Genomic DNA, 21,882 nt, shown 5'->3' on the forward strand with positions numbered 1-21,882 from the left:
GTTCCTGTGGAGAGGACGCCAGACCCCGATGCCCGGACGAATGACGCTGCTCGACCGCACCGTCGAGGCGATCCGCCCGCTCGACAGTGACGCCATGGCCGCCGCACAGATCCGCCAGGACGGGCTCGTCAAACCCCGTGGTGCGCTCGGCGACCTCGAACAGCTCGGCCGTCAGCTCGCCGGTCTCGCCGGCCAGTGTCCGCCGCCTGTGCCCGAACCCGCCGGGCTCGCACTCTTCGCCGGCGACCACGGCGTCCATGCCCAAGGCGTGTCGCCATGGCCGCAGGACATCACCGCAGCGATGGTGTCGACGTTCCTGTCCGGGCGCGCCGTCGTCAACACGCTCGCGCGCCAGGCCGGCGTCCGCGTCCAGGTCGTCGACGTCGGTATCGCGACTGACCTTCCCCCGGCGCCCGGGTTGGCGCAACGCCGGATCCGCGCCGGTACGCACGACCTCACCACCGGGCCCGCGATGACTCGGGACGAAGCCTCCCAGGCGATCGAGGTCGGCATCCACACCGCGACCGATCTCGTCGCCGAAGGGTGCCGCTGCCTGCTCACCGGCGACATGGGCATCGCCAACACGACGCCGGCCGCCGCGCTGATCGCGGCCTTCACCGGAGCTGCGCACGAGGACGTGACCGGACGCGGGACCGGAATCGACGATGCCACCTGGGCAGTCAAGGTCGATGTCGTACGCCGTGCACTTGACCGGCACCGCCTTGATCCCGCCGACCCGCTGGGGATCCTGGCGGCCGTGGGCGGGTTCGAGCACGCGGCGACAGTCGGGTTCCTGCTGGGCGCCGCGGCGGCACGCGTTCCGGTCGTTCTCGACGGGGTCGTCGCGGGAGCGGCGGCCTTGGCGGCTGCGGCGTTCGCTCCTGAGGTGACGGGGGCATTCGTCGCGGGCCACGTCTCGGCCGAGCCTGGCGCCCGCCTTGCCCTGTCGACGCTGGGGCTACGAGCCGTCCTCGATCTGGAGATGCGCCTGGGTGAGGGATCCGGTGCGGTTCTCGCGCTGCCGGTCGTCCAGGCCTCGGCCCGGGTACTGCACGAGGTCGCGACGCTGGCGGACCTGCAGGGCGGCGCCGACTCCGTGGCGCCCGGCATCCGGCGTCGGATCCTCGTCCTGGGCGGCGCGCGCTCAGGCAAGTCGGCGACCGCTGAACGCATGGTGGAGTCGGCTGCCGCGGTCACCTACGTCGCCACCGGACCGGCGCCCTCAGCGGACGACCCGGAATGGCGGGAACGCGTCCAGCTCCACCGCGACCGCCGGCCGGCCCACTGGACGACGGTCGAGGGCCGTGACCTGGTGGGATTGCTGGCCACCCGTACGAACGAACCGCTCGTCGTCGACTGCCTGGGCACCTGGCTCGCCGCCACGATGGATGACCACGACATGTGGCGAGATGACAGTGCTGACTCCGACCCGGACACGGCCGCGGCCGACGGTGCGGCGGACATGGCCGCCGACGATGCCGCGGCCAAGGTGACGGCAGAGGTCGATGCCCTGGTCGAGGCCTGGCGCAGCACCTCCCGGACGGCCGTCGCGATCAGCAACGAGGTCGGGTCGGGGATCGTCCCGGCGACCCGTTCGGGCCGGTTGTTCCGCGACCAGCTCGGCCTGCTCAACTCCAGGATCGCGGCAGAGTCCGACGAGGTGTGGCTGGTGACGGCCGGCATTCCCCAGCGGCTGCGATGACCGTCGACCAGCCAGCGGGCGGTACACCCACTGACCAACCAACGGCCGGCGCACCCAGGGACCAGTCTGAACGGCGGGATGGCTGGGGTTTTCGCACCGCGGTCGGCCTGTTCACGGCCATTCCAGTTCCCCGACATGCGGCGCGGCACCTTGACCGGCAGCTGGCCGCACGGGCGCTCCGCTGGTTGCCTGTCGTCGGCGCGGGGCTCGGCCTGGTCGCCGGCGTACCCCTGTTCGCGAGCACGGTCCTCGCCCCGTACGCAACCGGGGCGGTCCTGGGGTCCGCACTCGCCGTTGCTGTCCTGGCGCTCGCCACCCGTGGCCTTCACCTCGACGGTCTCGCCGACACCGTGGACGGACTCGGCAGTGCGGCTCCGCCGGCGCAGGCGCTGGCGATCATGCGCAAGCCCGACATCGGCGCGTTCGGTGTCCTGGCCATCGTCCTGGTCGTCCTGATCAAGGTGGCGGCACTTGCCACGGTCTCGACGGCGTACGGGGCGGGTGTCGGCGTACTCGCCCTGGTCGCCGCCGAGCACTCCGGACGAGTCGCTGTCGTCCTGGCCGCCCGCACCGGTGTTCCCTCGGCCAGACCCTCCGGCTTCGGCGCCCTCGTTGCCGGATCAGCCGACCGCACGGCGCTCCTCGGTGTCGCCGTGACGACCGCGCTGCTCGCCGCTGTCCCGCTCGTGTGGGGTGCGCCCGCGACATCCCTCCGCCTGCTGGCCGGGGCCGCCGTCGGGCTCGCCGTCGCGGAGGTGTGGCGGCACCGCGTCGTACGCCGGATCGGCGGCGTCACCGGCGACGTCTTCGGCTCGATCGTCGAACTCGCCTCCGTCGCCGTACTCCTCACGATCGCTCTGAGCGCAGGAGGCCGATAGATGACGACCCGAAACAGCACGGCTGTCATCACCCTGCGTCCGCGCTCGGTCCTGGCTCTCGCACTGGCGAGCGTGGTCGGGCTCATCGGCTTCGGCTGGCCGTTCGTGGTCGACGCCTCCAGTGCCATGGGTGAGCACAGCGACGATGCGCCGTACCTGTTCATCGGCGTACTCCTGCTGGTCGTCGCGATCGTCTACGCCGAACTCGCCGACGGTGGGATGGACGTCAAGGCGGTGGCGATGCTCGGGGTTCTCGCCGCCGTGGGCGCCGCCCTGCAGACCCTCAATCCCGGGGCGGGTGGGTTCGATCCGGCGTTCTTCCTCCTGATCCTCGCCGGACGGGTGTTCGGGCCGGGGTTCGGTTTCGCGCTGGGGGTCGTGGTCATGCTGGCGACCGCGCTCATCACCGGTGGCGTCGGTCCATGGATGCCGTTCCAGATGTTCGGGCTCGCGTGGGTGGGGTTGGGCGCCGGCTGCCTGCCCCGGGCGTCGGGATGGGCCGAGCGCTGGCTGCTCATGGTGTACGCCGGCGTGTGCGGGTTCGGCTACGGCGCCCTGCTCAACCTGTGGTTCTGGCCGGTCGCGAGCTTCCTGCCGGCCGGTGCGTCGTTCGTACCCGGCGGGGCGATCCTCACCAACCTCAGCCACTACGCCGTGTTCTACGCGACGACGTCGCTCGGCTGGGACGCCGCTCGCGCTGTCCTCAACGTCCTGCTGGTGCTGGTGGCCGCGCGGCCACTGCTCGTGTCGCTTCGTCGTGCGGCTCGCCGCGCCGCTCTCGACGCGCCCGTCACGCTGGAGGCAGAAGTCCGCTGACGGAGCCGGACGGTCCGATCCTGCGCGGGCGCTGGCGTTGGGATGAAGGTGGCCCTCACCCAACCGGCGTCCGCCGGTAGACAGCGCCCGATGTCACTGATCACGCAGGCGTGATCATTCCGGCGAGTGCGGCTGGTCGAGGGTTTCGTCAGACGGCAAGTGTCGCGGCTCGGCCGGTACCTGCGCGGCGAACTCCCAGCGCGACTTCTCCAAGCTCGTGAGTACGCCGAGGACGATGGTCTGGCTCACCGGGTCGATCGCTGCGAGCGGCCCCAGTGCGTTACGGGCTCGTGCGATGGCGGCGTCGGTCTGGTCGATGAGCGCACCCATGGTCTTGTCCTCGCCGACGAAACCGGGCGGGAAGTCCGGAAGGCCTGTCGTCGTCGCCACCGTCGCAGGGCGCACGTCCACGCAGGCGCCGAACACGACCATGCGCAGCGCCACGTCGTCGCTTCGCACCCGTATATCGGCAATGAGCCGCTCCAGAGGTTCCCGGATCGCGGGCACATGCCGGCCGTGGAGGTGCCACTGTGCCTGCTTGCCATACAACACAAGGGCGATCAGGTCGACCAGCAGCGGCTGGAGAAACGAGGTGACGACCTTGCCTGCCACGCTGCCCGACAGTCGGCCCGCCAGCGCGAGCGGAAATCGGTCGGGCGCCGCGGGAGACGATCGACGGGAGTGCATCATGACCTCCCCTCGCACGCTGCCCGTACCCCTACCCGCGCACCCCGATGACAACACCAGGAAGAGTGGGTCGGTGGTCGCGAACCTTCAACCAGGACGGGCGAAACGCACCGTTGGTCACTGCTGTCAAGCTAGCCTTGACAGCAGCGCCGGACGATGGTCGACGCTGGCTGTGACCGCGGGTCAGACGCCGATCCGTCGGCCGGTCAGACGGCAGCGAGGGCGGCCAGACAGGTGCCCGACACCTGGGGCGACGGCGCGCCGTTCGGGTACGCAGGGTCCGGGACCGCTGCCCGCGTCGCCCGCCCCAGGGTTGCTCTATAGCCTGTCCTCGGGTCTTACGCAGATGGTGGCAATGGAGGGAGAACCCGAACTCATGGTTCCGGCCGGGGGAACCACGGGGCGCCTGATCCGACACGCATGCCGCTGGACAGGGAGCGGAACGTGTCGGGGCCGATGAAGCCGCGCCCTTCCGCGCTTTCCGACATATCCGAACTGCTGATCCGGGCCCAGTCCGGAGAAGCCAGCCAGGTCCTGGACGACCTCGAGGTCCTCCTCGGGCAGGCCCAGGTCCAGCATGCCCACGACCGCGCCCAGTGGCTGAGATTCGTCCGGTTCGCGGCGTTCCACGAGCTGCGCCGCTACGACCGCGCCGACGAGGTGGCGGTCGAGATGATCCGGCTCGCCGAACCGTTCGACGACCGGATCTGGGAGTCGTTCGGCCACGGACTCCGGGCGATGGCGCTGCTGCTCCGCGGCAGCTTCGAGCCGGCCTACGACGAACTCGCCCGCTCGGTTGTTCTCCTCGAAGAGCTGACGACGCCGAGCTACGCGGTCGGACACGCCATCAACGCGGTCGTCCTCGTCCTGGTCCGCCTCGACCTCTACGAACTGGCCACCCAGTGGCTCGAACGACTGCACGACGTGGCGACAGCGCTCTCCGACGCCGTACTCCAGACGTTGTACGCCTACAACTCCGGCTGGCTCCAGCTCAACTGGGCAGCCGAGCTCGAACTCATCGGCCAGCTCGACGAGGCGCGCGAGCACTACCGGAGGACCTTGACGGCTTTCGAAGCGGCACCGGCGGGCGTCGACGTCATCGAACGTTCGTACTGGCCTCGTGAGGTCATCGTCCAGGCCTGCGCAGCGCGGGCGATGCTCGGCGAAGGCGAGTCTGTCCTCCCGGAGCTCCGCGCCAACATCGGCGCGGTCGCCGCCACGCAGCGCCAGGAAGCGATGCTGATCGGCTATCTCGCGATGGCGCGCGCGTACGCCAACGAAGGCGACTCGCGGCAGGCACTCGAGCAGGCGGAGATGGCCTGCGCGGTCGGCGACACCCTCCCCCGGCTGCAGGTGATGGCCGCCCGTGCCTACTGGGAGTACGCCCACCTGCTCCGCTCCCGCGACGGCACGACACCCACCGTCGACGCGTTCGCCCAGCTGACCTGGCGCCTCGTGCACGACCGCTGGGAGGAACGTCGGGCGCGGATGCAGTCGTTCTCCGAACGCCTCGACTCCGAACGGACCCGCGACGAGCTGCGTCGCCGGGCCGCGGCGTACCTCAGTGATCCGCTGACCGGCCTCGGCAACCGCCGGCTGATCGAGATCCGGCTTCCCGAACTCCTGGTGGAGTCGGCGGCGACGGGTCGACCGCTCGCGGTGGCATTCGTCGACATCGACGACTTCAAGAGCGTGAACGACGAGCTTTCCCATCTCGTGGGCGACGATCTGCTGCGTGAGCTCTCCCAGGAGATGCGGTCCACGCTGTCCTCCGACGACGCCATCGCCCGCTTCGGTGGCGAGGAGTTCGTGGTCGTGCTGCCCAACCGCACCGCCAGGCAGGCGTACGACCTGATCGACGGCCTGCGCCAGCGGATCGAACAACGGGTGTGGAACTGCCTGCCCGCCGGGCGACGGATCAGGATCACGGCGGGGCTCGCCCAGTCGTGGCACGGCGCCACCCGGACACAACTGCTGGCGGCCGCCGACGAGGCGTTGCTGCGCGCCAAACGCCAGGGGAAGAACCGCGTCGAGATCCGCGCTCACCCGCTGCCTGACGAGCCGTAGGCCCAGTCCTCGAATCTTGTCCTCGCGACCCATGGCGTCGGCCGGGCGCGGGTGAGTAGGGTGGCGCCCGCGTGGCTGCCGTTTTGTCGCAGAAAGACTCCTACGTCCGACTTGAGGCACCCCGCGTACCTTTCCACCGGCATGTCGTGCCTTCAGGAGCAGAGTTGGCCCTCGCATTCGTCGTCGCCGTGATCGTCGCCCTGGTCGTCGCGGCGCTCATCGGTGGGATTGTGCTGATCATCAGCAAGCGCAAGCAGGCGTCCGGGTCATCGGCGGTGACGTGGAACTACGGACAACCCGTCCGGCCGCCCGGCTGGGGGTTCTCGCAAGGACCACCCCAGAGCAACGCTTGGGGCGCACCAGCGCCCGCCCATCCAGGTCCCTCACCGGCCGGGCACACCACGCCCAAGGGGACGCTTGGCTGGGGCCCGCCTCCCAGCCAACCACTGGGCCAATCGCCGAGCCCTCCCATCGGCCCACCTCCCGGCCAACCCCAGGGCGGTCCAGGCTGGGGCCCACGAGGGGGCCAACCCCAGGGCCCTCCCACCGGCCGGCCGCCGGGGCCGCCACAGGCTTCGCCGGGACCCGGCGCGCCGCAGGGCTCGTTCTCCGGGCACTCGTCCTCCGGGCCACAGCAGGTCCCACCGAACGGACCCGTCTGGGGCTCACCGGCGGCCTACCCGGCGCCACCGCACAGCGGTCACCCGGTGCCACCGCACAGCACTCACCACCCGGCAGGGGATCCGTCGCCGGGCGCACCACCAGGACGGTCACCCCACGGTCAACCACTGCGCCCGCCCGGCTCCGACCCACAACCTGCACCTCACCAGCAGGGAAACGCGCACCCGCCGGAGTGGCAGAACCACCAGCAGGGGCAGACACCACCACCACGCCAGGCGCAGTACGACGGCCGGACCTCCTGACGCTGCTGATCATCGGTGGCCGAGAGCGGCGGTCGCACACCTGTCCGACCCGTTCCGACGGTCGCGAATTCCCGCGCCCGGAAATGGTTTACATGACAAGGCTCCCCCAAACCGCCTCCTCCGACGTACGGTCGATGGCGTGACTCGACCCTCGACGCTCGGTGGACTCCGTGCCACCGACCACGTTCAGCGCACTGTCAAGGAAGAGATCCGCGCCAATCTCACCGCCGCGCTCGCGGACGGGAGCAATGCGTTCCCCGGCATCGTCGGGTTCGACGACACGGTGTTGCCGCAGCTGGAGCGGGCCCTGCTCGCCGGACACGACCTCGTGCTCCTCGGCGAACGCGGCCAGGGCAAGACCCGGCTGATGCGCACGCTCGTCGGCCTGCTCGACGAGTGGACACCGGTGATCGACGGCTGCGAGATCAACGACCATCCGTACTCCCCCAGCTGTGTCCGGTGCCGCCGGCTCACCGCGGAAGCCGGTGACGACCTGCCGTTGGCCTGGAAGCACCGCGAGGACAGGTACGGCGAAAAGCTGGCGACGCCCGACACCAGCGTCGGCGACCTGGTGGGTGACGTCGACCCGGTACGCGTGGCGGAGGGTCGCACACTCGGTGACCCGGAGACGATCCACTACGGACTCGTCCCGCGCACCAACCGCGGCATCTTCGCCCTCAACGAGCTGCCCGACCTCGCCGAACGGATCCAGGTCGCGCTCTTCAACGTCCTGGAGGAGCGCGACATCCAGGTCCGTGGCTACACGCTGCGGCTGCCGCTCGACCTGTTGCTGGTCGCGTCGGCCAACCCCGAGGACTACACCAACCGGGGCAGGATCATCACGCCTTTGAAGGACCGGTTCGGCGCGGAGATCCGTACGCACTACCCGCTCGAGGTGGACGAGGAGATCGGCCTCATCGCCCAGGAGGCCCACCTCGCCGCGCCGGTTCCGGAGCACCTGATCGAGGTCGTGGCGCGGCTCGCCCGCGGACTGCGCGAGTCTCCGTCGATCGACCAGCGGTCGGGTGTCTCCGCACGCTTCGCCATCACCGCTGCCGAGACCGTCGCCGCTTCCGCGTTGCGGCGTTCGGCTCTCACCGGTGAGTCCACGGCGATCGCCCGGATCTGCGACCTGCCCGGCGTACTCCCCACCCTGCACGGCAAGGTGGAGTTCGAGATGGGTGAGGAGGGACGCGAGCACGAGATCTTCGCTCATCAGCTGCGTGTCGCCACGGCCGAAACCTTCCGCGACCGGCTGCGTGGCCTCGATCTCGCGGGCTTCACGGCGCGGTTCGAGGAGGGTACGACGGTCGAGACCGGCGAGCTGACCCGTGGCGACGAGCTGCTCGACCAGATGGGTACCGTCCCCGGCCTGGCGAAGGTCCTGGACCGGCTCGGACTCGGCGACGCCGCGTCACCGGGTGAGGTCGCGTCGGCAGTGGAGTTCGTCCTCGAGGGCCTGCACCTCACCCGCCGGCTTGCGAAGGAGACCGTCGACGGCATGACGGTGTATGGAGCGTGAAGTGACGACTGAGCGAAGTGGTCGGCCCAGCGAGGTACGAGCGACGCCGTCCGCGCAGCGAACGAGGAACCCGAACGCGACCATCGAGCATGGAGCTTGATGATGCCTGACCGGAGGTTCCGTTACGGGCCGTGGGACGGCGGGCCGGATCCGCTGACCTCGCCGTACGACGTCCGCGAGGCGCTCGACGAGCTCGGCCGCGAGGTGCTCTCCGGCGCAAGCCTGCGCGAGGCGCTGCGCGAACTGCTCCGCCGTGGGCCGGAAGGTCGACGCGGTCTCGACGACCTGCTCGCCCGTGCGCGCCAGCGCCGCGAGGAGGTACGCCGACGCGGTGACCTCGCTGGCACCCTCGACCGCGTACGCCAGATGCTCGACCAGGCCCTCGCCGCCGAGAAGGACACCCTCGCCCGTGACCCGGGTGACGACGCCCGGATGCACGAGATGGAGCTCGACACACTCCCCGACGACACGGCGCGGGCGGTGCGGGAGCTCTCGTCGTACGACTGGCAGTCCGACGAGGCGCGGCAGACGTACGAACAGATACAGCAGATGCTGCGCAGGGACGTCCTCGACGCCCAGTTCGCCGGGATGAAGCAGGCGCTCTCCGGCCAGGACCCGGCAGTCAGCGAGGCCGTCCGCGACATGCTGGCCGACCTCAACCACCTGCTCGCGGCGCACGCGCGGGGCGAGGACACGACCGACAAGTTCGCCGAGTTCATGGACAAGCACGGCGAGTTCTTCCCGGAGAACCCGCGCAACACCGACGAGCTCATCGACCTGCTCGCCCGCCGGGCGGCCGCTGCCGAACGCATGATGCGGTCGCTGTCGCCGCAGCAACGCGACGAACTGGCCCGGCTCATGCAGGAAGCGCTGGGTGATCCCAACCTGGCCTCGCAGCTGGGACAGCTCCGCGACAACCTTCGCGCCCTGCGTCCCGGACTCGAGTGGGACGCACGCGCCAGGATGCGCGGGCAGGAACCGCTTGGTTACGGCGAGGCGGTCGAGGCCGTCGCCGACCTCGCCGACGTCGAGGCCCTGATCGAGCAGCTCGCCCAGGAACACCCCGGTGCGACCCTGGACGACGTCGACGTCGAGGCGCTCGAACGCCAGCTCGGCCCGGGAGCCACGGTCGACATGCGGGCGTTGCGGCAGCTTGAGCAGGAGCTGGAACGCCAGGGCTACGTCGCCCGCGGACCCGACGGCCTGCGCCTCACCCCGAAGGCGCTGCGCCGGCTCGGTGAGGCCGCTCTCCGCCGGGTGTTCCAGCAGCTCGAGTCCACCGGCCGCGGCGACCACGACGACCACCGCACCGGTGCCGCCGACGAGCCGGTCGGGACCAGCCGCGAGTGGCGGTTCGGCGACGAGCATCCCATCGACGCGACACGTACGGTCCACAACGCCGTGCTGCGTTCGGCCGGCACCCGCTCGGGACCACCGGTGCACCTGAGTGTCGAGGACTTCGCGATCGCCGAGACCGAACGCCGTTCGTCCGCGGCCGTCGCGCTCTGCGTCGACCTGTCGTACTCCATGGTCCAGGAGGGCCGCTGGGGTCCGATGAAGCAGACCGCGCTCGCGCTGTCGCATCTCGTCGCGACGCGGTTCCGGCAGGACGCGCTGGAGATCATCGGCTTCGACCGGGTGGCGCGGCGGCTGTCTCCCGTCCAGCTCGCCGAGATCGAGCCGGACTGGATCCAGGGCACGAACCTCCAGCATGCGTTGATGCTCGCCGGCCGCCACGTACGCCGGCACCCCGACGCCGAGCCCGTCATCCTCGTCGTCACCGACGGCGAACCCACCGCGCACCTGCTGGCTGACGGCGAACCGTTCTTCTCCTGGCCGACCACGCACGAGACGCTGCGGGCGACGATCAACGAGGTCGACGCGGTCACCCGCTACGGCGCGACGCTGAACTTCTTCATGCTCGGCGAGGACCCGGGGCTGGCGCGCTTCGTCGACGCGGTGGCCCGGCGCAACGGTGGCCGAGTCTTCACCCCCGACCTCGACCGGCTCGGCGACTTCGTGGTGGCCGACTACCTCCGGGCCCGCCGCGGCTTCCGCCGGTCGGCCTGACTGCGCGCTGGCCTGACTGCGCGCTGGCCTGACTGCGCGCTGGCCTGACTGCGCGCTGGCCTGACTGCCGGCTCGACACGCCGGGGCCACCGCATAGGGTGGAGCGCTATGTATGACCGTCTGGTGTGGATCGACTGCGAGATGACCGGGCTCGACTTGCGGGCCGACGCTCTCGTCGAGGTGGCCGCGCTGGTCACCGACGGCAACCTCAACGTACTGGGTGAGGGTGTCGACCTGGTGGTCAAGCCGCCACAGCAGGCGGTCGACCAGATGCGCGACATCGTACGCACGATGCACACAGCGTCCGGCCTGCTCGACGAGCTCGCGGGCGGGGTCTCGCTCGCGGAGGCCGAGGAGCGCGTCCTGTCCTATGTCCGTACGTACGCGCCGGAATCCAACAAAGCTCCCCTCGCGGGCAACACGGTCGCCACCGACCGGGCGTTTCTCGCCCGGGACATGCCGGCACTGGAGAGCCATCTGCACTACCGGATCGTCGACGTCTCCTCGATCAAGGAACTTGTCCGCCGTTGGTATCCGCGGGTCTACTTCGCCAGCCCCGACAAGACGGGAAACCACCGGGCGCTCGCCGACATCCGCGAGTCGATCGACGAGCTGCGCTACTACCGCGCGGCGGTCTTCGTCCCGGCGCCTGGCCCCGACTCCGCCGCGGCCAAGACGATCGCCGAGGAGATCCTCGGCAAGCCGACCGGCGGTACCCAGCCCGCGCCGCCGGTGTCCGCCGCGACCGAACCCGTGCCCGCCGAGGCGCCGGACGAGCCGTCCACGGCGACCCCGGCGCGGCCGGACTCTCCTGGTCCGGAGACACGCGCCGAGGGCACCTGATCTCGGTGCGGGAGCCGGCGGGCGCCCGGCTACACTTGGCGGGTCGCGAAGCGCTGCTTCGCGGCAGTCGTCCGTACGGACCCCGGTTCGGTGTTGCTCGATCGGTGTGCATACGGCCGTGGTGGGTGTAGCTCAGTTGGTAGAGCACTGGGTTGTGGTCCCAGTTGTCGCGGGTTCGATCCCCGTCACTCACCCCAGAGGAAAGCCCAGGTCAGAGCCATGATGACCTGGGCTTTCCGGTCTTCCGGGGTGCTGAGGGGCGCCCTGCCGGCCGGTTTTGGGGGCGAAATGGGAGTGATCTTGAGCGGGAACCCGCTCAGGGCCGGGCGTTCGCGCTTCTCCAGCCTTGCCGGTTTGCGTCAGACCGACCTTCGAAGCAGGTATCTGTGGCCGCCTGTGATGGGCTTCGGCGTGCCGAACAGGTTGGTCGCGGACCACACGTCCTTACGCACGTAATGGAGCCCGAAGACGGGCGAACGAGGAGGACGGGACCCCGGCAGGGTCGGCTCGTGGTGGCCTGGCTGTGCTGAGTCGGCGTAGAGTGCCGCGCCTCCAACTGATCAGGTGGTGGTGACGATGTACCGACTCAGCACAGTCATACTCAACGTGCCAGACGTCGACCGGGCGGCCGAGTTCTGGAGCAAGGCCCTTGAGCCCACTGACAATCTGCGGTTCGCTTGGCGTACCGCCAACTCAGTGGCATTCCAGCCATCAGGTCCTGGTGGCGTAGGGCTGACGTTCAATGCCAATGATCAAACGCACTTCGACCTCAACACGCTGGGACCGGACGGCGACACCGAGGAGCGCGACGCTGACGTAGCTCGACTCCTCGGGCTCGGGGCCAGGCGCGTCGAGTGGCCCCACCGTGACGGCATCGTCGTCCTAGAAGACCCCAACGGGCTCAAGTTCTGCGTGATCTGCTGACCTGGGTGCAAAGTCGAACGTCGCTCGGCCGTGCCCGCACGAGGACGGCGCCCCGGCGCCGCCCGCTAGGTGCGCCGTAGGGAGCCCAACCGGGCGGTCCCAGGGTGATTGGACCCACCTCCGCAGACGGGTTGTGGTCCCAGTTGTCGCGGGTTCGATCCCCGTCACCCACCCCAGCAGACAGGGCGGCCGATCTCCGGATCGGCCGCCCTGTCGCGTGGAGTAGAGCAAAGATGTCGCGTCACCCAAGCTCGATTTCGATCATTGGTGAACTCTGAATAAGCTCCTCGAGTGGGGCTTGGCTGAGATACCACGAGGTCTGCACGTCGATGAAGACCTGGTGGCGCAGTCGGCGATCAGTGATCGGCCGCGCAGTGCCAGGCAGATCCCGATCTTCGATGTGGACGATCACCGCAGGGTTCGCGAGCACATTGGCGTACCAGTGCCGAGGGCCCGGTGTACCCGTGACGACGAGCCGCCCGTCCACATGGAACCACCAGATTTCGATGCGCACAGGTCGACCCGACCGGCGTCCCCAGGTCGTGAGGTCGATGGTCCGATTGGCCGCGAGCGCCGCGATGTCGATCACGTCCGTCAACCTAGGACCTCCACCGCGGTTCAGGTCAAGCGGCTGGCAGCCTGGCAGACAGTGGCCGCGTGCCGAGGAAGACCTCGTGAGGAGGATGTACGCAGGACAAGCACCTTCACAGCCGGAGGACCCATGAAGCCCTGGTATGCCGCGAGCCTCGTCCTCCTTGTGCTCGGCGTGCTCTTCGCGGGAGTGTCGTTCGTACGACTGCGCACGCTGGAACGGTTGCGCCGTCAGGGCGTCACGGCGACCGGCGTCGTGGTCGGGCAGGATGCGAGCTTCCAGTCCTCGTCGGCCGACTCGAGCGGCGGCTTGGTACACGCTCCGGTCGTGCGATTCACCACCCGGACCGGCCAGGTCGTCCAGGTGAGACCTCCGGCGCAGGCGACCCACACGAGCTACATCCCGGGGCGGCCGGTGGTCGTCCACTACGACCCGGCGGCGCCGGAGCGCGCGGTGGTCGCGGGCTTCGAACGCGGCATCTACCGGATCTTCCTCGCGATCGGGGTGACCGCGCTGGTGGTGGCCGCGGCGCTCGCGGTGCTGCCGGCGTCGGGTCGGGCGGCGGTGGTGGGACTGCTGCCGGTGCTTGCTCCGCTGGGTGTGGGGCTGGTCTTCGGCGGGATCGGGTGGGGCAGAGTCCGCAGGGTGGTCCGGATCCAGCGTTCCGGCGTGGAGGCGTCCGGCGTCGTCGTGGGAGAGACCACGAGTCGGACCCGCGACGGCATCGCCGTCCACCACCCTGTCGTCCGCTACGTACTGCCGGACGGCCAATGGGTGGACGTCCCGTCCTTCCGCGGCACTGTCTCCCGGCGGGCGCAGCAGGGCCAACAGGTGGTCGTCCGGTACGACCCCGCCGATCCCGGCAAGATGCTGCTTCGCGGCGACGGGCCGGAGCCGGTCTTCGTGATCTTCGCGATCGTCGGCGCCGTCGCGCTGGCCGCGAGCGTGGCGATCGCGTTCGTCCTCACCGGCCTGGGCGGCAGCACCTGAACTTGGGGCCTGGGGCCTGGGCCGTCAGCCCCAACAGCCCCGGATGCCCCGCTTCCGTCCCGTGATCATGATCGTGATCATGAGGGTTTTTGGGGCTTATCGTCCGCTTTTCCTTCATGATCATGGAACGGTGCCTCGACACCGCGTCGCTCAGGCACCGCCTAGGCTGCTGGCCGTGGAGCACTTCGATGTCGTCGTGGTCGGCGGCGGGCACAACGGCCTGGTGGCCGCCGCCTACCTTGCCCGGGCGGGCCGGTCGGTCCTGGTCCTCGAACGCCTGGACCACCTGGGCGGCGCCGCCGTGAGCGAACGAGCTTTCCCCGGCGTCGACGCCAGGCTGTCGCGCTACTCGTACCTGGTCAGCCTGCTGCCGGACCAGATCGCCAGCGATCTCGGGCTCGACGTACGTCTCGCCTCACGCGCGGTCGCGTCGTACACCCCGGTCGTCCGTGACGGCACGCCCACCGGCCTGCTGGTCGAGCGCGAGCCTGGTCCCGCGACCGCCGACTCGTTCCGGCGTCTCACCGGTGATGACAAGGAGTTCGACGCCTGGCAGAGCTTCTACGCCGACCTCGCGGAGGTGGCCCGCCGCCTCGCGCCCACGATGCTGGAACCACTGCGGTCGGCGGCAGACGTACGAGAGTTGGTCGGTACGAAGGCCTGGGAGCGGTTCCTCCAGCGGCCGCTCGGCGAGGTGGTCGAGGAGTCCTTCGCCGACGATGCCGTCCGAGGCGTGGTCCTCACCGACGCGCTGATCGGCACGTTCACCCACGCCCACGACTCGTCCCTGCTGCAGAACCGATGCTTTCTGTACCACCTCATCGGCAACGGCACCGGCGAATGGAAGGTGCCGGTCGGCGGGATGGGCGCGGTGACCGCCGCGCTGGAGTCCGCGGCGCGCACGGCCGGCGCCGACCTTCGCACTGGCGTCGAGGTGGTCCGGGTCGACGCCTTCGACGACGGCGCCGAGGTCGCGGCTGTCGTGGCCGGGGAGGAACGCGTGATCTCCGCGTCCTTCGTACTCTCCAATGTCGCGCCAGCCACACTCGACCGGCTGCGGGGCCGGCCACCGGCCGAGGCTCCTGAGGGTGCCCAGCTCAAACTCAACCTGCTCCTGACCCGGCTGCCACGGCTGCGGTCCGGCGCCGACCCGCGACACGCGTTCGCGGGAACGTTCCACGTGGGCGAGGGCTATGCCGACCTGCAGCGGGCGTACGACGATGCGGTGGCGGGACAGTTGCCCACCGCACAGCCGAGCGAGCTGTACTGCCACACGCTGACCGATCCGTCGATCCTCTCCCCCGAGTTGGCCGCCCGAGGGTGGCACACCGTGACGGCGTTCGCGCTTCACACTCCGGCCCGGCTCTTCGGCCACGACAACGCCAGTGCCCGCGACCAGGCGGCGCGGAACTGCCTCGCCGCGCTCAACGTCCACCTCGCCGAGCCGATCGAGGACTGCCTGGCCCGCGATGTGGACGGGCGGCCCTGTCTGGAGGTGAAGAGCCCGCTCGACGTCGAGGCCGATGTGGGCATGCCGGGCGGCCACATCTTCCACGGCGACCTCGCCTGGCCTTGGGCCGAGACGCCCGAAGAGTCCGGTAGGTGGGGGGTGGAGACGGACGTCCGCAGCCTGCTGACCTGCGGCGCCGGAGCCCGGCGGGCCGGAGGTGTGAGCGGCATCGGCGGACACAACGCCGCCAGGGCCGTCCTCGATGTGAGCGGCTGAGGGTCGGGCTGCTATCCTCTCCGAGGTTCACGCGCCGCTAGCTCAACTGGCAGAGCAGCGGACTCTTAATCCGCGGGTTCGGGGTTCGAGTCCCTGGCGGCGCACCCGTACTGACCTGGGCAAACGCCCAGGTCGTTTCATTTGGCCAGATGATCGTGACACCGATCGTGACACCAACCTGCTATTTTTCGGTGTCATGGCTAGGTCGAGCAGACCCCGCAAGCGGCAGCGCGGGTCCATCGACGTGCTCCCTAGCGGCGCCCTTCGGGTGCGCGTGTTCGCTGGCCGCGACCCGCTGACTGGGCGCCGGCACAGTCTCACCGAAATCATCGATCCGGGTCCGCGGGCGGCCGACCTCGCCGAGCGGGCGAGGACACGATTGCTCAACCAGGTCGACGAACGGCGGAATCCGAAGACGAACGCAACCCTGGATCAGCTCCTTGACAAGCACCTGGACCTGATCGATGTCGAGGGAACGACGTTGCGGACGTACCGCGGGTATGTCGACACGCACATCCGACCGCTCGTTGGTTCCATCAAGGTAGGTGCCTTCGACGCCGATCTGCTGGACTCCTTCTACGCCGAGCTCCGCCGGTGCCGGGCGCACTGCGACCGTCGCAGGTACGTCGAACACCGGACATCGCGCGAGCACGAGTGCGATGACCGCTGTCGACGTCACGTGTGCAAGCCGCTCGGCGATGCGACGATCCGGCAGATCCACTTCATCCTTAGTGGCGCCTTCAAGCGTGCCCTCCGATGGCGCTGGGTGTCGGTGAACCCGATGACGCAAGCGCAACCACCGGCCGCACCAAAGCCAAACCCTCGGCCTCCCTCGGCAACCGAAGCTGCGGCGATCCTCAACGAGGCATGGAAGGACCCTGACTGGGGCACTCTTGTCTGGCTGGCGATGACGACAGGCGCACGACGCGGCGAACTCTGCGCTTTGCGGTGGCGACACGTGAACCTCGACAACGGCGTCCTCGAGATCAGCTCGAGCGTCGCGCAGGACAGTTCACGGACCTGGGAGAAGGCCACCAAGACTCACCAGCAGCGGCGGATCGCCCTCGACCCCGACACAGTAACCGTGCTTCAGGAGCACAAGCTGCGTCGCTCATCTGAGGCGAAGACGCTCGGCCTTGACCTTGCGGAGGATGCATACGTGTTCTCCCTCGATCCTGGCAACCGAACCCACCTCCTTCCCGACTCGGTGAGCCAGCGCTACGGGAAGCTGGTCGCGCGGCTTGACATCGACACTCACCTGCACAACCTCCGCCACTACTCGGCGACCGAACTCATCGCGGCCGGTGTCGACGTCCGAACCGTCGCCGGGAGGCTTGGGCATGGTGGCGGTGGGACGACGACGTTACGTGTGTACTCAGCCTGGGTCTCCGAGTCGGATCAGCGCGCGTCGCACAGCCTGTTCGCCCGCCTGCCGGCACGCCCTGAGCCAACGACGCGGACCGAGCTGGCCAAGACTCAGCCGCAAGCGCCGTACGAAAAGGTTGCCGCATCACTGCGGGCGGACATCCTCGACGGCGCGCTAAAGCCAGGTGAGCCCTTGCCGACGCTAACTGAGATCGCCAGCAGTGCTGGAGTCTCGGTCGGCACCGCTCACCGGGCGACTACTCTCCTGCGGGACTGGGGTCTCGTCGAACCGGGCACCGCAAGGCGACCTGCGGTTGTCTCGTCTAATCCGAAATCCTGAAGCACCGAGCAAAGGCGTCACCGGGCGCAGGACCGATGTGGTCCCGGCCTCGAGCGAACCGAACTGGAGCCTCGAAACACCCGGTTGCGCCGTGTCTCAATCGCCTGGACCGGTGGGGCGCTGGCAGGTTCAAGCGCTACCGTCTGGTCATGACCGAGGATACGTCCCGTGTGATCGACTTGTCCTGACGCTGACAGGCTGAATCCGGTCTAGGTTCATGGGCTCCAGGAAGGGGTTGCGATGACGGCCGAGAACCTCGAGGTCCGCGTGAGGTGGCGGGAGAATGGCGGGCGTTCAGAGCCGTACCGCATCCACGCCGATCCCGACGACATGCCGACGCTTTTGCGGCATCTGGAGGAGCTCGCCCGCGGCTGGAGGGGGCTGGACTCCTCGCGGAGATGGCTGACCGACTACGAGCTTGAGGTGAAGTCGCTGGAGCGCGGCTGGGTCGAGTTCACAGTGTCGGGAGTGTCAGAGGATCCCTGGTGATCAGTCGGCCGACTCGAACAGTTGGAAGCCGTGGCACCGGGCGACGGTGTGCCCGGGCATCCAGGAACCACCGGCCCCTCCAGCACTGATCTTTCGCGTGGACGTATGTGAGTGGCGGCCGCGGCGGGGTCGGGTCACATCTGGGTAACACATCTACCGATCACGAGAACCGGTCGCCGATTCTGTCGGGCAGTTCATACCGCGCACCACACCTGGGTAGATCGTCTGATGGATCCTGGGCGGGCGGCGGGGCCCGACGACCAGGAGAACCACCCATGTGCCGGACCACACGACTTTCGTCTGCGTCGGCGCCGCGACAGCCTCATCGTCCGTTCAGCATTGTGGGTTGGCTCGCGACGGCACTGGCAGTTCTATTTGTCGTCGGTGGTTGTGACGACGTAGAACGCACCACCGTCAGCGCCGCCACTACGAGCGAGCCGGCGGCAACCACGTCGCCCACAGCGCCCGACCTCCCCGAGCAGGACCTCGGCGCCGCATGCGTGACGCCGGAACCCACACCGAAGGATCGGGAAATGGCCGTGGTCGCCGTTGTCGACGGTGACACCATCAAGGTTGACGACGACGGCACCGTCATCACTGTCCGCGTGATCGGTCTCGACACCCCCGAGACGAAAGATCCACGCACTGATGTCCAGTGTTACGGGCCACAGGCATCAGCGCGTGCTCATCGGCTACTCGATGGCGTCTTCGTACGGCTTGAGTCCGACCCCAGACAAGACTTGAAGGACAAATACGGCCGCACTCTTGCTTATGTGTGGCTGCCCGACGGCCAGCTCTTCGAAGAGCAGATGATCGCGGGCGGGTACGGCCAGGAGTGCACCTACGACACCCCGTACAAGTACCAGGCACGGTTCAGAGCCGCCGAACGTCACGCCAAGGCGGCGCGCGCCGGGCTGTGGAAAGCGTGCGAGCAATCTGCAGAACGGACGCCCAAGCCAGTCCCGAAGCCGACTCCAAATCCAGCACCGGAGCTCGACCCACGCTTTCGAACCTGCGCAGAGGCGAACGACGCAGGCTACGGACCCTACATCAGAGGCGTCGACCCGGAATACGACTGGTATCGCGACGCAGACGCTGTTATCTGCGGTCCTGACGGAACCGCTGAGCACCTGACCTGCGCACTTGCCTACGTGGACATGTATCTCTAACTGTCCATGCGGCACGGGCGCACGGGGCCGCAACGGTGTCACCGTGCGGAGTTGAGCATTGCCAACCCGTCACCGACGCCGAGTGGCGGGCGCGGCGTCCAGCCGGGAGTCGTGTCCGTCAGAGGATCCCTAGCCGTACGCGGGAGGCTCGTCAATCGGCTGCGGACGGACAGCTCTTCCACACTGTGGTGGACCAGCCCTCGAACGTGTATGGTCGCGCTGTCTAAGGCGTGGCGGCCACACAACTTTGCCGTCAAGCAGAGTCCGTCTATGCACCGCAAGTAGCGGAAGGATCTGCCTGACATGAGTAGTGACCGCGATCTGAACATCAACCCACCCCAGAATCCGCCCGACGTGCACAGCGTTCCGGCGTCGGTGACGCGACGCGAGCTCGACCACTTAGTCGCAACGGTTGGTGAGCGTGACGGCTGGGACTTCTCCCGGGTCAGGCTGGAGAACGAGCCGGGACCATGGGAGTACGAGGAAGTGGTCCGTCGCTTCCTTCGGCCCACAGATCGGGTGCTCGACGTCGGCACTGGCGGCGGGGAGCTATTCATCGAACTATCCGATGCGTACGCCGAAGGCGTTGGTGTCGATAACAACCCAGACATGGTGCGGACGGCGAGTCGCAACAGGCCGGGCTCATTGCGGGATCGGATCAGCTTCGACGTGATGGACGGACGGGCCCTGACGTTCGACACCGACGCATTCGACGTGGTGCTCACCCGGAACACGCGATTCTGGCCGGAGCAGATCGTCAGCGTCCTTCGCCGCGGCGGCTACTTCGTCTGCCAACAGGTCGGCGAGCACATGGGCCAGCCAATCTTTGACGCATTCGGGTGGGGCACCAGCGGTGCGTACTGGCGGCGGGTCTTCGCCGACCAAGGCGACCCGTTGCTCAGCCGAGACGAGATTTCCGCGACCTTCGCCGCCCTGGACTGCCACATCGTCGCGACCGGACACATCGACAACTGAGCCTGGTTCTGCGACCTGGAGTCCCTGGTTTTCTACATGAAGGCCGCTCCGTTCCCGGAGGCCTTCGACCCAGCAGCGCACCTTGAACCGTTCAACCGCTACCTCGCAGCAGCCGCGGGCCCGCGTGGGTACGAGACGACGGAGTCCTGGGACCTACTGGTCGTCCAACGCCGGTGAGAACCGGCAACCGGCTTTGGCTCGCGACACAGGTCCGCACCTGCCTGTCCGTTTGTGGATCCCTTGCGGACACCGCATCGTCGCCGTCGTGCTCGCGCAGGGATCGACGGTTGGCGTTCCTCTTTCGTACGGCATTGCCAGCGGGCGATGGCCAGGCCCTAGTGGCCTCGGCGCGGCACCCCTCGCTTCGCCGGCGGGCTTCTGCTCGCCCGGGACCCACTGACACCGCTACGGGTGATCCTGTTCTAGGCCTGCGGTTGTTTGGGCGGTTGTGGTTCGGGTGGTCGTTCGGCGCGGTCGATGGGATCGAATAGTGCACAGCCGAGCCGGTCGTTGCGGCGCAGCACCCAGTTCGACAAGGCGAGGACCTCGCAGCCGGCATGGCCGCGGACTGCGGCCACGAGCATGGAAGTGCCGAAAAACAGCAGGGCCGCGTCGCTGAGAAAGTCCGCTGGTGGGGCGTACCACCAGGTCAGGTAGAGCAGGAAGAACACTGCTGTGGTGGACAGGTGGCCGAGCGGCCCGGCTAGCACGACAAACGGCGCTGGACAGCGGCGGGCTCGCCAGGTTTGCCATCCCAGGAACAGGCCCGGCAGAACGATCAATCCGGCCAGCCATGCTTCCGGGCGGAACCCGGCCGGCCGGGTGACCGAGCCGTACACCACACTGCCCATCGCGATACCGCCGATCATGACTCGGGCTGTGGTCCCCCACGGTCCGAGCGCACGCGCTGGCGCCGCCGTTTTCCGGGTTTCGGTCACGGTGTTCACCTCCGGTCCCACAGCCACGGATGTGGCTCATCAGCGGCCTGGACTCCGCACGCCGTCTATCAGGGGTAGTGCAGGGAGTGGGTGAGTGCGGTGTGGATCTGGTCGTGGGTGGGCAGGTCAAGTCGGCAACACACGTTGTCGCTGGGTGCCGTGCCGGTGGCGACATCGATGCCGTTGATGACCAGGGTGGGCGAGGGGTACGGGCCGCGATGTTCTTGTACTGGTATGTCGATGCCGGTGTGGTCCAGGCATTCGCTCAGTACCGCACGGACGCCGTCGATCAACGGGCAGTCGGGCACGTGCCACAGTTCGATGGTGACTGTCACGGTCGGGCATCTCTGCTGGTGAGGGCGGCGTCGCTGCTGGGCCCGTGGCCGGTGTCGTGGATGGGGTCGAGGCTGTGCAGCAGAGGGCAGTCGCGGTCGTTGCGCGGCCTGGCGCAGGTGTCGACGAGCCGGGTGAGTGAGTCCCGCATCGCGATCAGGCTGGCGATCTTGGCGTCCAATTCGCTGATCTTCTCGGCGGCGAGCCGCCTGGTGGCCTCGCAGTTGTCCGGGCCACCGTCGGCCAGGCCGAGCATGGTCTGGATTTCAGTGAGGGTGAAGCCGAGCTGCTGGGCGCGTTTGACGAACCGTACGATCCGCACCGCCTCCGGCCCGTAGGTGCGGTAGCCGGCGCCGGTGCGGCCCGGGTCGGGCAGCAAGCCACGCCGTTCGTAGTAGCGCAGGGTCTGGGCGTTCACCCCGGCTCGGTCGGCGACTTGTGCGGTACGCATGAACCGACGGTAAACCCTGTACCCGGCTACATGGTCAACGATGGGCCGCTGGTATGCCTCGTGGACGTTCGTTGTCGGACGC

The 21,882-nt window shown here is 68.7% G+C and carries 20 protein-coding genes and 2 tRNA genes; 17 read left to right on the forward strand and 5 right to left on the reverse strand.

Features of this window, described 5'->3' with window-relative positions:
- Positions 1–28: 28 nt before the first annotated feature.
- The 3 genes from cobT to ABN028_RS05710 are packed head-to-tail and all read left to right on the forward strand — an operon-like array spanning position 29 to position 3,396.
- A complete protein-coding gene (gene cobT, locus ABN028_RS05700) occupies positions 29–1,702 on the forward strand; it encodes a nicotinate-nucleotide--dimethylbenzimidazole phosphoribosyltransferase (RefSeq protein ID WP_349695860.1) in 1,674 nt (557 codons plus the stop codon).
- A complete protein-coding gene (locus ABN028_RS05705; protein ID WP_349695861.1) occupies positions 1,699–2,580 on the forward strand; it encodes an adenosylcobinamide-GDP ribazoletransferase in 882 nt (293 codons plus the stop codon). The genes cobT and ABN028_RS05705 overlap by 4 nt, the downstream gene beginning before the upstream one ends.
- Complete coding sequence (locus ABN028_RS05710; RefSeq protein ID WP_349695862.1) at positions 2,581–3,396, forward strand: ECF transporter S component; 816 nt, start codon at positions 2,581–2,583, stop codon at positions 3,394–3,396.
- Positions 3,397–3,510: 114 nt separating this feature from the next.
- On the opposite strand, the gene ABN028_RS05715 is transcribed toward ABN028_RS05710, so the two are convergent.
- Positions 3,511–4,086, reverse strand: coding sequence for a ferritin family protein (locus ABN028_RS05715; RefSeq protein WP_349695863.1), 576 nt, complete (start codon positions 4,084–4,086; stop codon positions 3,511–3,513).
- A gap of 441 nt (positions 4,087–4,527) precedes the next feature.
- Between ABN028_RS05715 and ABN028_RS05720 the strand changes: the two genes are divergently transcribed.
- The 6 genes from ABN028_RS05720 (at position 4,528) to ABN028_RS05745 (ending at position 12,432) form a co-directional block, all read left to right on the forward strand.
- Positions 4,528–6,150, forward strand: coding sequence for a GGDEF domain-containing protein (locus tag ABN028_RS05720; RefSeq protein ID WP_349327364.1), 1,623 nt, complete (start codon positions 4,528–4,530; stop codon positions 6,148–6,150).
- A 1,062-nt stretch (positions 6,151–7,212) separates the two neighbouring features.
- Positions 7,213–8,595, forward strand: a complete 1,383-nt coding sequence (locus ABN028_RS05725; RefSeq protein ID WP_349327363.1) for a sigma 54-interacting transcriptional regulator — start codon at positions 7,213–7,215, stop codon at positions 8,593–8,595.
- A gap of 102 nt (positions 8,596–8,697) precedes the next feature.
- The gene (locus tag ABN028_RS05730) at positions 8,698–10,665 is read left to right on the forward strand and encodes a vWA domain-containing protein (RefSeq protein WP_349695864.1); all 1,968 of its coding nucleotides are present in this window, start codon (positions 8,698–8,700) and stop codon (positions 10,663–10,665) included.
- Positions 10,666–10,773: 108 nt separating this feature from the next.
- Positions 10,774–11,508, forward strand: coding sequence for an oligoribonuclease (gene orn, locus ABN028_RS05735; protein WP_349327360.1), 735 nt, complete (start codon positions 10,774–10,776; stop codon positions 11,506–11,508).
- Positions 11,509–11,629: 121 nt separating this feature from the next.
- Positions 11,630–11,705 (forward strand) — tRNA-His (locus ABN028_RS05740).
- Between the two features lie 367 nt (positions 11,706–12,072).
- The gene (locus ABN028_RS05745; protein WP_349695865.1) at positions 12,073–12,432 is read left to right on the forward strand and encodes a VOC family protein; all 360 of its coding nucleotides are present in this window, start codon (positions 12,073–12,075) and stop codon (positions 12,430–12,432) included.
- A 241-nt stretch (positions 12,433–12,673) separates the two neighbouring features.
- Here the strand turns inward: ABN028_RS05745 and ABN028_RS05750 are convergent, their stop codons facing one another.
- A complete protein-coding gene (locus tag ABN028_RS05750) occupies positions 12,674–13,021 on the reverse strand; it encodes a nitroreductase family deazaflavin-dependent oxidoreductase (RefSeq protein ID WP_349327356.1) in 348 nt (115 codons plus the stop codon).
- 132 nt (positions 13,022–13,153) lie between these two features.
- Here ABN028_RS05750 and ABN028_RS05755 point away from each other — a divergent pair, with 132 nt between their 5' ends.
- From ABN028_RS05755 to ABN028_RS05790, 8 genes are all read left to right on the forward strand, one after another.
- Entirely contained in the window at positions 13,154–14,014 is an 861-nt protein-coding gene (locus ABN028_RS05755; protein ID WP_349327355.1) for a DUF3592 domain-containing protein, read from the forward strand.
- A 175-nt stretch (positions 14,015–14,189) separates the two neighbouring features.
- Positions 14,190–15,740: a phytoene desaturase family protein gene (locus tag ABN028_RS05760; protein ID WP_349695866.1), complete on the forward strand. Its 1,551-nt coding sequence runs from the start codon at positions 14,190–14,192 to the stop codon at positions 15,738–15,740.
- 31 nt (positions 15,741–15,771) lie between these two features.
- Positions 15,772–15,844, forward strand: a tRNA-Lys gene (locus tag ABN028_RS05765).
- 92 nt (positions 15,845–15,936) lie between these two features.
- Positions 15,937–17,445 (forward strand): tyrosine-type recombinase/integrase, encoded by a 1,509-nt coding sequence (locus tag ABN028_RS05770; protein WP_349695867.1) that lies wholly within the window; start codon positions 15,937–15,939, stop codon positions 17,443–17,445.
- Between the two features lie 240 nt (positions 17,446–17,685).
- The gene (locus ABN028_RS05775; protein WP_349695868.1) at positions 17,686–17,934 is read left to right on the forward strand and encodes a hypothetical protein; all 249 of its coding nucleotides are present in this window, start codon (positions 17,686–17,688) and stop codon (positions 17,932–17,934) included.
- A gap of 341 nt (positions 17,935–18,275) precedes the next feature.
- Complete coding sequence (locus ABN028_RS05780; protein ID WP_349695869.1) at positions 18,276–19,103, forward strand: thermonuclease family protein; 828 nt, start codon at positions 18,276–18,278, stop codon at positions 19,101–19,103.
- Positions 19,104–19,406: 303 nt separating this feature from the next.
- A complete protein-coding gene (locus ABN028_RS05785) occupies positions 19,407–20,078 on the forward strand; it encodes a class I SAM-dependent methyltransferase (RefSeq protein WP_349695870.1) in 672 nt (223 codons plus the stop codon).
- 36 nt (positions 20,079–20,114) lie between these two features.
- A complete protein-coding gene (locus ABN028_RS05790) occupies positions 20,115–20,255 on the forward strand; it encodes a hypothetical protein (protein WP_349695871.1) in 141 nt (46 codons plus the stop codon).
- A gap of 245 nt (positions 20,256–20,500) precedes the next feature.
- On the opposite strand, the gene ABN028_RS05795 is transcribed toward ABN028_RS05790, so the two are convergent.
- The 3 genes from ABN028_RS05795 to ABN028_RS05805 form a co-directional block, all read right to left on the reverse strand.
- A complete protein-coding gene (locus ABN028_RS05795; RefSeq protein ID WP_349695872.1) occupies positions 20,501–21,016 on the reverse strand; it encodes a hypothetical protein in 516 nt (171 codons plus the stop codon).
- A gap of 68 nt (positions 21,017–21,084) precedes the next feature.
- Positions 21,085–21,351: an alkylmercury lyase gene (locus ABN028_RS05800; protein WP_349695873.1), complete on the reverse strand. Its 267-nt coding sequence runs from the start codon at positions 21,349–21,351 to the stop codon at positions 21,085–21,087.
- The gene (locus tag ABN028_RS05805; RefSeq protein WP_349695874.1) at positions 21,348–21,800 is read right to left on the reverse strand and encodes a MerR family transcriptional regulator; all 453 of its coding nucleotides are present in this window, start codon (positions 21,798–21,800) and stop codon (positions 21,348–21,350) included. The genes ABN028_RS05800 and ABN028_RS05805 overlap by 4 nt, the downstream gene beginning before the upstream one ends.
- Positions 21,801–21,882 lie beyond the last annotated feature (82 nt).

It is taken from the genome of Actinopolymorpha sp. B17G11, from assembly GCF_040196095.1.
Lineage (GTDB): Bacteria > Actinomycetota > Actinomycetes > Propionibacteriales > Actinopolymorphaceae > Thermasporomyces.